10 protein-coding genes are annotated in these 12838 nt (G+C 72.1%); 4 read left to right on the top strand and 6 right to left on the bottom strand.

What is annotated here, in order from left to right; all coding sequences use genetic code 11:
• Window positions 1-135: 135 nt before the first annotated feature.
• Window positions 136-441 (top strand): ferredoxin, encoded by a 306-nt coding sequence (locus tag BU198_RS24825; protein WP_188299082.1) that lies wholly within the window; start codon window positions 136-138, stop codon window positions 439-441.
• A 25-nt stretch (window positions 442-466) separates the two neighbouring features.
• On the opposite strand, the gene BU198_RS24820 is transcribed toward BU198_RS24825, so the two are convergent.
• The 3 genes from BU198_RS24820 to BU198_RS24810 form a co-directional block, all read right to left on the bottom strand.
• Window positions 467-1129, bottom strand: coding sequence for a hypothetical protein (locus BU198_RS24820; protein ID WP_188299081.1), 663 nt, complete (start codon window positions 1127-1129; stop codon window positions 467-469).
• Window positions 1130-1209: 80 nt separating this feature from the next.
• Complete coding sequence (locus tag BU198_RS24815) at window positions 1210-2169, bottom strand: tRNA (adenine-N1)-methyltransferase (protein WP_188299080.1); 960 nt, start codon at window positions 2167-2169, stop codon at window positions 1210-1212.
• Between the two features lie 46 nt (window positions 2170-2215).
• Window positions 2216-3433 (bottom strand): site-2 protease family protein, encoded by a 1218-nt coding sequence (locus BU198_RS24810; protein WP_411293229.1) that lies wholly within the window; start codon window positions 3431-3433, stop codon window positions 2216-2218.
• A 161-nt stretch (window positions 3434-3594) separates the two neighbouring features.
• Between BU198_RS24810 and BU198_RS24805 the strand changes: the two genes are divergently transcribed.
• Both BU198_RS24805 and BU198_RS24800 read left to right on the top strand, forming a co-directional pair.
• The gene (locus BU198_RS24805; RefSeq protein WP_223244892.1) at window positions 3595-4494 is read left to right on the top strand and encodes a RecB family exonuclease; all 900 of its coding nucleotides are present in this window, start codon (window positions 3595-3597) and stop codon (window positions 4492-4494) included.
• Window positions 4495-5166 carry a response regulator gene (locus BU198_RS24800; RefSeq protein WP_188299078.1) on the top strand — a complete coding sequence of 224 codons (672 nt, stop codon included), beginning with the start codon at window positions 4495-4497 and terminating at the stop codon, window positions 5164-5166.
• Window positions 5167-5263: 97 nt separating this feature from the next.
• Here the strand turns inward: BU198_RS24800 and BU198_RS24795 are convergent, their stop codons facing one another.
• The 3 genes from BU198_RS24795 to metH form a co-directional block, all read right to left on the bottom strand.
• The gene (locus BU198_RS24795; protein ID WP_188299077.1) at window positions 5264-6868 is read right to left on the bottom strand and encodes an ABC transporter substrate-binding protein; all 1605 of its coding nucleotides are present in this window, start codon (window positions 6866-6868) and stop codon (window positions 5264-5266) included.
• Window positions 6869-7089: 221 nt separating this feature from the next.
• Entirely contained in the window at window positions 7090-7794 is a 705-nt protein-coding gene (locus BU198_RS24790) for an HAD family hydrolase (protein WP_188299076.1), read from the bottom strand.
• A 139-nt stretch (window positions 7795-7933) separates the two neighbouring features.
• Window positions 7934-11446 carry a methionine synthase gene (metH, locus tag BU198_RS24785; protein ID WP_188299075.1) on the bottom strand — a complete coding sequence of 1171 codons (3513 nt, stop codon included), beginning with the start codon at window positions 11444-11446 and terminating at the stop codon, window positions 7934-7936.
• A gap of 142 nt (window positions 11447-11588) precedes the next feature.
• Here metH and BU198_RS24780 point away from each other — a divergent pair, with 142 nt between their 5' ends.
• A complete protein-coding gene (locus BU198_RS24780; protein WP_317620309.1) occupies window positions 11589-12683 on the top strand; it encodes a hypothetical protein in 1095 nt (364 codons plus the stop codon).
• The last annotated feature ends 155 nt before the right edge of the window (window positions 12684-12838 follow it).

Genomic DNA, 12838 nt, shown 5'->3' with positions numbered 1-12838 from the left:
CACCCAAAGCGGGCCAGATGTATCGTCGAGCGAAGTGATATCCGATCGCGACCACAAGTAGAGGTCCGATCGTTGTACGAATGGCGGGATTGCTCCAGGAATAGGGGCGACCCGGGACAGAAACGGCAGGGGACCATGTCGGTGACCGAGCAGACAGCGGCAGCGGCCGAGGGGCTGGAGGTGTGGATCGACCAGGATCTGTGCACCGGCGACGGCATCTGCGTGCAGTACGCACCCGAGGTCTTCGAGCTCGACATCGACGGGCTGGCCTACGTGAAGGGCCCGGACGACGAGCTGCGCCAGCAGCCCGGGGACAGCGCCCCGGTGCCGCTGACGATCCTTCAGGACGTGGTGGACTCGGCGAAGGAGTGCCCCGGCGACTGCATCCACGTGCGCCGGGTCGCCGACCGGGTCGAGGTCTACGGCCCGGACGCGGAGTAGTCCGCGTCCGGGCGGGTGGCGGTCGTCACACGGCGGAGACCGGGGCGGCGGTCTGGGAGCGTTCCCAGCCGCCGCCCCTGTGCGTCCAGGTGAGGTCGAGTGAGATGTCGGGCTTGAAGCGCGGCACGTCCTCGCTCGAATATCCCTGCGCGTGGCCGGTGATGGCGCCGTCCGAGCGCACCGTGATGCGGCTCACGGTGAGGTTCTCGCGCTCGGGCAGCAGGGTGGCGACCACCTCGGGGCTCCCGCCCTTGCCGAAGCCGAGCAGGAAGACCGCGTCCGGCGGGGTGCCGGTCTCGGCGGCACAGTGCGCGGCGACCACCGTGCCGGGGCGCCCGTCGCCGAGCTTCGCGGGCACTCTGAGCGCCGTCTTGACCGGGAACGGGCCGCAGTCCAGCGGAAGTTGGGCCAGGGCCGGGTCGGGGGCCGCGCTCGCGGCGAGGGGCCCGGCGGTGCTGCCGTGCACGGGCACCGGGCTGCCGGTCGCCGGCGAGGCCGCGAGCGCGGCGCCCACCACCGCGCCGCAGCCGGCCAGGGCGACGGCCCAGTGCCAGGGGGCGGTTCGCGCGTGCCCGGGCCCGGTGCGGCCCCGCGGTGTCTGCTGTCCAGCCGTCGCCGTCGTCCCGACCGCGGTCTCCACCAGGCGTCCCCTCCAGAGCTCCAGGAGCTGGTCTGCGTGAGCGAGCATCGTCCCACACCGTGGCCGGCGGAATGCGAAAGGGGTGGTACGGGCGCAGAGCCCGTACCACCCCTTGACTGTCTGCGGGATCAGCCCAGGTCGGGCTGCTCCGTCTCCGCGCCGAGGGCGGCCTTGCGGGCGGCGGCGCGCTCCCGGAGGGTGGACTCGGTCGACCCGCTGTCGTAGTCCTCGCCGTACGCGCCCTTGGCCGGGCGGCGGCGGCGCAGCGGCGGCTCGACGCCGTCCGCCAGGCGGCGGGCGGTGAGCAGGAAGCCGGTGTGGCCGATCATCCGGTGGTCCGGGCGGACCGCCAGGCCCTCCAGGTGCCAGGTGCGGACCATGGTCTCCCAGGCCTGCGGCTCGGTGAAGGTGCCGTGGTCGCGCAGCGCCTCGACGGTCTTCGACATCTGCGTGGTGGTGGCCACGTAGCAGCAGATGAGGCCGCCGGGGACGAGCGCCTTGGAGGCGACGTCCAGGCACTCCCAGGGGGCGAGCATGTCGAGGATGACGCGGTCGACGTCGGTCTCGACCAGGTTGTCCTGGAGGTCGCCGACGGTGAGCTTCCACGCCGGGTGCGGACCGCCGAAGTAGCGCTCGACGTTCCCCTTGGCGATGTCGGCGAAGTCCTGCCGGCGCTCGTAGGAGGCCAGCGAGCCCTGCTCTCCGACGGCGCGCAGCAGGTACGTGCTGAGCGCGCCCGAGCCGACACCGGCCTCGACGACGCGGGCACCGGCGAAGATGTCGGCCATCGCCAGGATCTGCCCCGCGTCCTTGGGGTAGATCACGGCGGCGCCGCGCGGCATGGACAGGACGTAGTCGGGGAGCAGGGGACGCAGCGCGAGGTACGGGACGTTCCCCGTCGTACGCACGACCGTGCCCTCGGGAGCGCCGATCAGCTCGTCATGCGGGAACGCACCCTTGTGGGTGTGGAACTGGTTCCCGGCCTGGAGCGTGAACGTGTAGTGGCGACCCTTGGGGTCGGTCAGCTGGACCTGGTCCCCGACCTGGAAGGGCCCGCGTCGGCGGGCGGCACCGGTCGGTTCGGACATGTGCCCAATCCTAAGGGAAGCGGACCGGCTCGCGGGACGCGGGTGATCAGCGGCCGGTGACGGCGGCGGTCAGCCGCTGTTCGATGTCGCTGAGCGTGGCGACGCCGAACACCCGACCGTCCGGCTCCACGACCAGGTACTCCCCCGCCGGAGTGGCCTGGACGGCCCTCAGCAGGTCCTCGCCGCCGAGGTCGGCGTCCAGCCGCATCCCGGGTTCGAGGTCGCGGGCGAGCGGGCCCACGGCCACCCAGGGGCGGCGGTGCTCGGGCACCGCCCGGACCGCGGACTCTCGCACCAGGGCGATCGGCTCGCCCCGGCCGTCCACCACGATCACCGCGCCGGCCTCGGCCTCACGGGCACGGCGCAGCGCCTCGCCGAGCGGGGTGTCGGCGGTGACCTCGACGGCCCGCCGGGCCAGCTCGCGCACCCGCAGGCCGGGCAGCACCTCCTTGAGCCGGGCGTTGCGCAGGCTGCCGGTGGCGCCGTTCCAGATGATCGCGGCGAGCACCGCGGCCAGCACCACGTCCACCAGGGTGTCGGTGGTGGTCCGCTCGACCCCGCGGGCGGCGCTCGCCAGCGGCAGGCCGAACAGCACCGCGACGGCCAGCCCGCGGCCGACCCAGGCGGCGGCCACCGTGCCGGTCATCGGCTTGCCGCTGATCGCCCAGACGACCGCGCGCAGCATCCGGCCGCCGTCCAGCGGCAGACCGGGCAGCAGGTTGAAGGCGGCGACCACCAGGTTGGAGACCATCAGGCCGGTGAGCAGCACCCCGGGCACGGTGGCCAGCTCCACCGCCCGCACCGCGAGGTAGAACACGCCGCCGAGCAGCAGCGAGAGCAGCGGGCCGACGAAGGCCAGCCAGAACTCCCGCCAGGGGCTCTGGGCCTCGTTCTCGATCTCCGAGACGCCGCCGAAGAACTGGAGCTGGATCCGCCGCACCCCGAGGTCGTAGCGCAGGGCGACCAGGGTGTGGGCCAGCTCGTGCACCAGGACGGAGGCGTAGAAGGCGACCGCGAAGAAGAACGCGACCAGGTAGCGGGCGCCGCCGAGGTCGGGCAGCACGTCGCCCAGCTGCCCCCCGAACACCCAGGTGATCAGCGCGGCGATGAGGAACCAGGAGGGGGTCACGTAGACGGGCACGCCGAAGGGCCGGCCCATCAGGATGCCGCCGCCGCGCTCGGGCGGCGGCCCGGCCGGGCGCCGGCCGTCGTCGTGCGGTGGCCGTTCGGAGGGTCGCTGCCCCCTGCTGTCGCTCACCGTGATCCCTTCGGTCGTCTCCCCCGTCGTGCCCCGGTGCGCCCACGCTACGTGATCGCGGGCCGCGGGCGCTGCGGGCCCCTCCTTCTGGCTTCATACCCACTCCTCCGCCGCTGCGGCAGCACCGTGGCAGCGGGATGACAGCAAAGGGCAATAGGCTCGTGGCCATGCAGCACACCGAGACCAGCAGTGCCGCCGGGCGTCCGGCGGCACCTCCGACCGGGCTCTCCCCGTCCCGCGCGGGGGACTTCCTCACCTGTCCCCTGCTGTACCGGCTGCGGGTGATCGACCGGCTGCCGGAGCCGCCGAGCGCGGCGGCGACCAGGGGCACCCTGGTGCACGCGGTGCTGGAGCGGCTGTTCGACAGCCCGGCGGCCGACCGGACGCCGGAGCGGGCGCTGGGCCTGCTGCGCCCGCAGTGGGAGCGGCTGCTGGGCGAGCGCCCCGAGCTGGGCGGGCTGTTCCCCGAGGACCCGGACGGCGCCGCGCTCACCCGCTGGCTGGCGGACGCCGAGAAGCTGGTCGGCCAGTGGTTCCGGCTGGAGGACCCGACCCGGCTGCACCCGGCGGAGCGGGAGCTCTACGTGGAGACGGCCCTGGAGTCCGGGCTGCTGCTGCGCGGCTACATCGACCGGGTGGACGTCGCCCCGACCGGTGAGGTCCGGCTGGTGGACTACAAGACCGGCCGGGCGCCCTCGCGGGACTTCGAGGGCAAGGCGATGTTCCAGATGAAGTTCTACGCCCTGGTGGTGTGGCGCTGGAAGGGCGTGATCCCCAGGCGCCTCCAGCTGGTCTACCTCGGCGGTGGCGGGGACGTGGTCTCGTACGACCCGGACCAGGCGGACCTGCTCGCGGTGGAGCGCAAGCTCCAGGCACTGTGGGAGCGGATCGGCCAGGCGGTGGCCACCGGGGACTTCCCGGCCACCCGCAACCGCCTCTGCGACTGGTGTGACCACCAGGCCAGCTGCCCGGAGTTCGGCGGCACCCCGCCGCCGTACCCGCTGCCGGTGGCTCGTACGTCGGATGAAAGCGATCCCACGGGGGATCCGATGAGCAAGGAGTCCTAGGTGACGATCCGAGTGCTGCTGGTCGACGACCAGCCGCTGCTTCGCACCGGTTTCCGGATGATTCTGGAGGCCGAGTCCGACCTCGTGGTGGTCGGCGAGGCCGGCGACGGCCAGCAGGCGCTGGACCAGGTGCGGGCGCTCCAGCCCGACGTGGTGCTGATGGACATCCGGATGCCCAGGATGGACGGCGTCGAGGCGACCCGCCGGATCGCCGGCCCCGGCCGGGACGGCCCGGCCAAGGTGCTGGTGCTGACCACCTTCGACCTGGACGAGTACGTGGTGGAGGCGCTGCGCGCGGGCGCCAGCGGCTTCCTGCTGAAGGACGTCCCGGCCGAGGAGCTGGTGCAGGCGATCCGGGTGGTCGCGGACGGCGCGGCGATGCTGGCGCCGAGCATCACCCGCCGGCTGCTGGACATGTACGCCACCAAGCTGCCCTCGGGCGACGAGGCGCCGCCGCAGGCGCTGAGCGCGCTGACCGAGCGTGAGCTGGAGGTGCTGAAGCTGGTGGCGCGCGGGCTGTCGAACGCGGAGATCGCGGCCGAGCTGTTCGTCAGCGAGACCACCGTGAAGACCCACGTGGGCCACGTACTGACCAAGCTCCAGCTGCGCGACCGGGTGCAGGCGGCGGTGTACGCCTACGAGAGCGGGCTGGTGCGCCCGGGCGCCCTCTGAGGCCCGCCGCGGCCCCCGGGGCGCGCGGAAACGTCACGGCGGCCCGCCCGCTCCCCCGTACCGGTGGGGAAGCGGGCGGGCCGCCGTCCTGCGGGCGCTACTTGTTGGTCCGGCCGATCTCCCAGAAGCGGAAGTAGCCGGTGGTGTCGACGGTGGACTCGACACCGGTGACGTACGAGCGGGACGCGAAGAAGGACTTGTTCTGGTACAGCGGGATCAGCGGCACGGACTCGGCCTCGATCTGCTGGATCTGCGCGTAGGTGCCGGCCGCGGCGCTGCGGTCGGTCTGCTTGAGGCCGTCCGGCACCAGCTTCCCGCTGATCCGCTGGTCGTCCCAACCGTGGTGGTAGGCACCGCCGTTGACCAGCAGCGGGGCGAGGTAGTTGTCCGGGTCCGGGTAGTCGGCGAACCAGCCGATGATGTACGCCTGGTACTTGCTCTCGGTCCAGCCCTTGCGGTACGAGTCCCAGTCCGGCTCCTGGGCCAGCGTCACCTGGAAGAGGCCGCCGGTCTCCAGCTGCTTCTTCAGGGTCTCGGCCTCGTTGCTGCCGGCCCGCGAACGGGACCAGGTGAGGGTGAACTTGACCGGGGTCTGGACCTTGGCGTCGGTGAGTATCTTCTTGGCCTTGGCCACGTCCTGGTCGCCGTAGCGGTCGAAGAAGGCCGTGGTGTGGCCGGGGAGGCCGGCCGGGACCAGCGAGTAGAGCGCCTGGACGGTGCGGGCGAAGACGTCGCGGGCGAGCGCCTTGCGGTCCATCAGCTGGGCCGCGGCCTGCCGGACCGCGACGTTGCTCATCAGCTGGTCCTTGGTGTTGAAGACCAGCGAACGGGTGTCGTTGCTGTCGCCCTCGGTCACCTGGAGGTCGGTCTTGCCGCCCTGCTGGTCGGAGCGGACCTGCGCGGCGGTGTTCGGCTCCAGGCTGTTGTCGGTGAGGTCGACCTCGCCCTTGTCCAGCGCCGTCTTCAGGTCGTCCGGCTTGTCGAAGTACCGCACGGTGAACTTGCCGTTGCGCCGCTTGGCCTCGCCGCCGTACTTGTCGTTGGCCGCCAGCACGACCTTGCCCAGCTGCTTGCCGCCGCTCATGTTCTCGACCGAGTCGATGCGGTACGGGCCGGAGCCGATCAGCTTGTCGTTGGGGACGACCTTGTCGGCGGGGTAGGCCTGGTGGTCCACGATGGCGCCGGCCGGGCTCGCCAGCTTGGCCGGCAGGGTGGCGTCGGGCGTGGAGAGGTGGAACAGCACCTCGTTGTCGCCCTTGGCCTCGACGGACTTGATCGAGTCGAGCAGCTCGGCCGGACCGTTCGGGTCGTTGATCTTCTTGGTGCGCTCGATCGAGAAGACCACGTCCTGGGCGGTCATCGGGTGCCCGTTGGAGAACTTCAGACCGGGCTTCAGGACGCAGTGGTACTCGGTGGCCTCGCCACCGGTGAACTCACAGGACTGCGCGGCATCCGGGGACGGCGCGCTGGCGGCCGCCTGGAAGGTGAGCAGCGACTGGAAGGTGTTGCGCAGCAGCAGCCAGGAACCGGAGTCGTAGGCGGCGGCCGGGTCCAGGACACCGGTCAGCTGACTGGTGCCCATGGTGATCGACTTGCCGCCGTCCCCCTTGACCACGTCGGTCACCGATCCGCAGCCCGCCACCGTAACGGCGACCAGGCCGGCGCATCCGAGTGCTGCCAGGCGTTCAGCTGAAGTCTTCACGAGGCGCGTCCTTCTGGGTGGCACGAACTGGAGTAGCGTGCCATATCGAACACGCACGACCGGTACCCGTGCAGATGACGTTTGGGACACGGTGGTTCGGGGCATCACGACGCACCCGACGAGTTGTCAGCCAATGCCCGTTTTCTCCCCCGGCAGCTCCGGTCCGGAGCCCCGTCAGGTCGCGTACCGGCGAGTAGGTCCGGGTCGCAATGAGATGACTATCACACTCGGGAAGCGACCAGCGAACGCAACAGGTCGAGGTCGACCCGCTCCAGCGAGGGCAGCACCAGCCGCCCGGGAGCCGGCTCGATCGCCGCCACCGAGGGCACCGCGACGACCGGGCAGCCGGCCGCCTCGCCCGCCTGCACCCCGGTCGGGGTGTCCTCGACCACCACGCAGCGGGACGGCTCCGCGCCCAGTCGCCGGGCCGCCTCCAGGTACGGGTCGGGGAACGGCTTGGTGCGCGGCACCTCGTCCCCGCCGATGGTGAAGGCGAAGTGGTGGGCGCCCAGCGAGCGCAGCACGATGTCGATCACGTGCCGGTGCGAGGCGGACACCAGGGCGGCCGGGACGCCGTGCGCGGCAAGGGTGTTGAGCAGCCGTTCGGCACCCGGCATGAGCGGCACGCCGCCGGCCAGCAGGTCGACGAAGCGCTGGTTGACCAGCACGCCGAGCTCGGCCGGCGCGATGTCCACGCCCGTCCTCGCGACCAGGTAGTCCATCACCCTGGTCATCGGGCCGCCGACCACGTGGGCGCGGTCCGCCTCGTCCAGCTCGTGGCCCAGCTCGGCGAAGAGCGAGGCCTCGGCCTGCCACCAGAAGTCCTCCGTGTCCACCAGGGTCCCGTCCATGTCCAGCAGCACCGCCTGGAGCCCGCGGTCGTCCCCGTGGTCGAGGAGGCGCGTGGCGGTGGAACTGGTCGTCATGGTGGGGTCCTTCCGGCAGGCCCGGGGCGTTCCGGGGAAGGGCGCGGGCCGGCCCGCTGGTGAGCGGACCGGCCCGTTCAGGATCATCCAGGATACGCCCGCTCCGTCCGGAAGGAGCGGACGCGGGGCGAACCGGGGGTTACCGGGCGTTGAAGTACTTCGCCTCCGGGTGGTGGATCACGATCGCGTCCGTCGACTGCTCCGGGTGGAGCTGGAACTCCTCGGAGAGCACCACGCCGATCCGCTCCGGCTTCAGCAGCTCGGCGATCTTGGCCCGGTCCTCCAGCTCGGGGCAGGCCCCGTAGCCGAGCGAGAAGCGGGCGCCGCGGTACTTGAGCGCGAACATGTCCCTGACGTCCTGCGGGTCCTCGCCGGAGAAGCCGAGCTCGAAGCGGACCCGCGCGTGCCAGAACTCGGCCAGCGCCTCGGCCAGCTGCACCGAGAGGCCGTGCAGCTCCAGGTAGTCGCGGTAGGAGTTCCCGGCGAACAGCTCGTTGGCCGCCTCCGAGATCCGGTTGCCCATGGTGACCACCTGGAGGCCCACGACGTCCCGCACCCCGGACTCCTCCGGGCGGAAGAAGTCGGCCAGGCAGAGCCGCCGCCCGCGCCGCTGGCGCGGGAAGGTGAAGCGGGTCCGCTCGGTGCCGTCCTCGTGGAAGACGATCAGGTCGTCGCCCTTGGAGTTGGCCGGGTAGTAGCCGTAGACCACGGCCGCCTCCAGCCAGCCCTCGGTCTGGAGCCGGTCCAGCCAGGCGCGCAGCCGCGGCCGGCCCTCGGTCTCCACCAGCTCCTCGTACGAGGGGCCGTCACCGGCCCTGGAGGCCTTCAGCCCCCACTGCCCCTTGAACAGCGCGTCCTCGTCCAGCCAGGAGGCGTAGTCCGCGAACGGGATGCCCTTGACGATCCGGTCGCCCCAGAACGGCGGGGTGGGCACGGTGTTCTCGACGGTGACGTCGGAGCGGATCTGGCCGAGGTTCACCTCGGGCTCCGGCTCCTCCACCTCGACCCTGGCGTGCCGGCGCTGCTTGAGCTCCGGCAGGGCCGCGCCGGGCACGCCGCGCTTGACCGCGATCAGCGCGTCCATCAGCCGCAGGCCCTCGAAGGCGTCCCTGGCGTAGCGGACCTCGCCCTCGTAGATCTCGTGCAGGTCCTGCTCGACGTAGGCCCGGGTGAGCGCGGCACCGCCGAGGATCACCGGGTAGCTCGCGGCCAGCTTGCGCTGGTTCAGCTCCTGCAGGTTCTCCTTCATGATCACCGTGGACTTGACCAGCAGTCCCGACATCCCGATCACGTCCGCGTTGTGCTCCTGCGCCGCGTCCAGGATCGCCGCGACCGGCTGCTTGATGCCCAGGTTGACCACGTTGTAGCCGTTGTTGGACAGGATGATGTCGACCAGGTTCTTGCCGATGTCGTGGACGTCGCCCTTGACGGTGGCCAGCACGATGGTGCCCTTGCCCTCGCTGTCGGACTTCTCCATGTACGGCTCCAGGTGGGCCACCGCGGTCTTCATCACCTCGGCGGACTGGAGCACGAACGGCAGCTGCATCTGACCGGAGCCGAAGAGCTCGCCGACCACCTTCATGCCGGCCAGCAGGGTCTCGTTGATGATCTCCAGCGCCGGGCGCACGGTCAGCGCCTCGTCCAGGTCGGCCTCCAGGCCCTTGCGCTCGCCGTCGATGATCCGGCGCTGGAGCCGCTCGTCCAGCGGGAGCGCGGCCAGCTCCTCGGCCTTGGAGGCCCTGACCGAGGCGGCGGAGACGTTGGCGAACAGCTCCAGCAGGCGCTGCAGCGGGTCGTAGCCGTCCCGGCGGCGGTCGTAGACCAGGTCGAGCGCCGTCTCGCGCTGCTCCTCGGGGATGCGGGAGATCGGCAGGATCTTGGAGGCGTGCACGATCGCCGAGTCCAGGCCGGCCTCCACGCACTCGTGCAGGAAGACCGAGTTGAGCACCACCCGGGCGGCCGGGTTGAGGCCGAAGGAGATGTTGGACAGGCCCAGGGTGGTCTGCACCTTCGGGTGGCGGCGCTTGAGCTCGCGGATCGCCTCGATGGTCTCGACGCCGTCCTTGCGGGACTCCTCCTGGCCGGTGGCCAGGGTGAAGGTGAGGCAGTCGACCAGGATCGAGCCCTCGTCGACGCCGTAGTCGGCGGTGAGTTCGGCGATCAGCCGCTCGGCGATCTCGACCTTGTGCCCGGCGGTGCGGGCCTGGCCCTCCTCGTCGATGGTCAGCGCGATCAGGCCGGCGCCGTGCTCACGCGCCAGCGAGGCGATCCTCCCGAAGCGCGAGTCCGGGGCGTTGCCGTCCTCGTAGTTGACCGAGTTGAGCACCGCGCGGCCGCCGAGCGCCTCCAGGCCGGCCCGCAGCACGTCCGGCTCGGTGGAGTCCAGCACGATCGGCAGGGTGGAGGCGGTGGCCAGCCGGCCCGCGATCTCCTTCATGTCGGCGACGCCGTCGCGGCCGACGTAGTCCACGCAGAGGTCCAGCAGGTGGGAGCCGTCCCTGATCTGGTCGCGGGCGATCTCCACGCAGGCCTGCCAGTCGCCGGCCAGCATCGACTCGCGGAACTTCTTCGAGCCGTTGGCGTTGGTGCGCTCGCCGATCGCCAGGTACGAGGTGTCCTGGCGGAACGGCACCGCCTGGTACAGCGAGGCCGCCGAGGACTCGGGCTGCGGATCGCGCGGGGTGACCGGGCGGCCCTGGACCCGCTCGACCACCTGGCGCAGGTGCTCGGGGGTGGTGCCGCAGCAGCCGCCGACCAGCGAGAGGCCGTACTCGCGGGTGAACACGTCGTGGGCGTCGGCCAGTTCGACCGGGGAGAGCGGGTAGTGGGCGCCGTCCTTGCCGAGCACCGGCAGGCCCGCGTTCGGCATGCAGGACAGGCCGATCCTGGCGTTCTTCGCCAGGTAGCGCAGGTGCTCGCTCATCTCGGCCGGGCCGGTGGCGCAGTTGAGGCCGATGTAGTCCACGCCCAGCGGCTCCAGCGCGGTGAGCGCGGCGCCGATCTCGGAGCCGAGCAGCATGGTGCCGGTGGTCTCCACCGTCACCTGCACCAGCACCGGCAGGTCGAGGCCCGCCTCGGCCAGCGCCCGCTTGGAGCCCAGGATGGCCGCCTTGGTCTGGAGCAGGTCCTGGCTGGTCTCGACCAGCAGCGCGTCGGCGCCGCCGGCGATCAGACCGGCCGCGTTCTCCTTGAACCCGTCGCGCAGCGTCTCGTACGGGGCGTGGCCGAGCGTCGGCAGCTTGGTGCCGGGGCCGATCGAGCCGAGTACCCAGCGGGTGCGGCCGTCGGCGGCGGTGTGGGCGTCGGCCACCTCGCGGGCGATCCTGGCGCCGGACTCGGACAGCTCGAAGATCCGGCCCGCGATCTCGTACTCACCCAGCGCGCTGAAGTTGGCGCCGAAGGTGTTGGTCTCCACGCAGTCCACGCCCACGCCGAAGTAGGCCTCGTGGACGGACCGGACGATGTCGGGGCGGGTGACGTTGAGGACCTCGTTGCAGCCTTCGAGGTTCTGGAAGTCCTCCAGCGTCGGATCCTGCGCCTGGAGCATGGTGCCCATGGCACCGTCGGCGACCACCACCCGGGTGGCCAGCGCTTCGCGCAGCGCGTTCGCGCGGCTCTGCTGAGTGATGGACGGGGTGGCGGCAATGGCCATGGGGCTTCTCCCTGGTGCGACGGCTGTCGGCTTTGCGACCCGCTTGCTCGGGCACGCACGTGGCCAGAGTATCCGGCCCACGGCTCCGCCCGCCGTTCCATTCCGTATCCTGAGCGCTCGACCGCAAGGGGGGAGCAAGCGCGTGGCCGGATTCCGGACCTCCGCGCGGCGTGCCGGTCGGGCCCTGGGGGCCCCGTTCCGCGCGCTGCGCGACCGCTGGCGGACCTGGTCCCGGTGGCGCCGGGCCCTGCTGGTCCTGGCCCTGGTGGCGGCCGTACCGGCCACCGCGCTGGGCTCGGTGTTCGTGGTGTTCCGGCTGCACTACACCGGCGAGCCCGCCGCCGAGGCCCGCACCAGGGGCCGGGACGCGCTCTGGCTCGGCCACGCCTGGGTGGACGGCCGCAGGACCGAGGCGGACGTGGCCGCGCTGGTCCGGCAACTGGCCGGAACCGGCATCAGGGACCTGTACGTGCACACCGGACCGCTGGAGCACGACGGCTCGCTGCCGCCCGCCGTGCACCCCAGGGGCCGCTGGTTCACCGACACCGTGCACCGGGCCCTGCCCGGGGTGCGCCTGCAGAGCTGGCTGGGGGACGAGGTCAGGCCGGAGAAGGACGGCCTGGACCTGGAGGACGGCCCCACCCGGGACCGGGTCACCGCCTCCGCCCGCCAGGTGCTGGACCTCGGCTTCGACGGCGTGCACTTCGACATGGAGCCGATCCGCCCCGGTTCGGCCGGCTGGCTGGCCCTGCTCGACCAGGTCCGTCCGGTCACCGCGGCGCGCGGCGCCGAGCTGTCGGTGGCGGCCCCGCAGATCGACCCGGTCCCCGGCCTGCACACGGCCGGCATCCTGCTCACCGGCCACGGCAAGTGGTGGGACGCGGCGTACTTCACCGAGACCGCCCGCCGGGTCGACCAGATCGCGGTGATGAGCTACGACACCTCGATGCCCACCGAGCCGCTGTACGGCGGCTACGTCGCCCGGCAGACCGAGCTGGCGCTGCGGGCCACCCCGGCCGACGTGGACCTGCTGATGGGCCTGCCGTTCTTCTGGGACGACAAGTGGGGCCACTGGGGTGACGCCGAGACCGTCCGGGCGGCCGTCCGGGGCGTCCGGCTGGGCCTGGGCCGGGAGGACCGGCGGCGGGCGAACTTCGGCGTCGCGCTGTACGTGGACTTCGCCTCGCGGCCCGAGCACTGGGCCGCGTACCGCAGCGGCTGGGTGGCCGCGGAGTAGCGGCGCCGCCGGCGGACCGGCGGGACCCTGCCACGACGGGGCGACCGTCACGCCGTGGCACGGCCCGGACACTCTCCGCCTTCGCCGATCACCTGACGGGCCGTCAGCCCCGGGCCCCCGATATCCGCTGGATCGGGGCGGCCCGCTCCCCCAGA

The organism is Streptomyces sp. CBMA156, assembly GCF_014596515.1.
In the GTDB taxonomy this organism is placed as follows: Bacteria; Actinomycetota; Actinomycetes; order Streptomycetales; family Streptomycetaceae; genus Kitasatospora.
This window is presented reverse-complemented; position numbering and strand designations above follow the sequence as displayed.

Bases quoted from the DNA above. Each gene is read 5' to 3' on its own strand.
- BU198_RS24825 (WP_188299082.1), top strand. From the start codon at position 136: ATGTCGGTGACCGAGCAGACAGCGGCAGCGGCCGAGGGGCTGGAGGTG.
- BU198_RS24820 (WP_188299081.1), bottom strand. From the start codon at position 1,129: ATGCTCGCTCACGCAGACCAGCTCCTGGAGCTCTGGAGGGGACGCCTG.
- BU198_RS24815 (WP_188299080.1), bottom strand. From the start codon at position 2,169: ATGTCCGAACCGACCGGTGCCGCCCGCCGACGCGGGCCCTTCCAGGTC.
- BU198_RS24805 (WP_223244892.1), top strand. From the start codon at position 3,595: ATGCAGCACACCGAGACCAGCAGTGCCGCCGGGCGTCCGGCGGCACCT.
- BU198_RS24790 (WP_188299076.1), bottom strand. From the start codon at position 7,794: ATGACGACCAGTTCCACCGCCACGCGCCTCCTCGACCACGGGGACGAC.
- metH (WP_188299075.1), bottom strand. From the start codon at position 11,446: ATGGCCATTGCCGCCACCCCGTCCATCACTCAGCAGAGCCGCGCGAAC.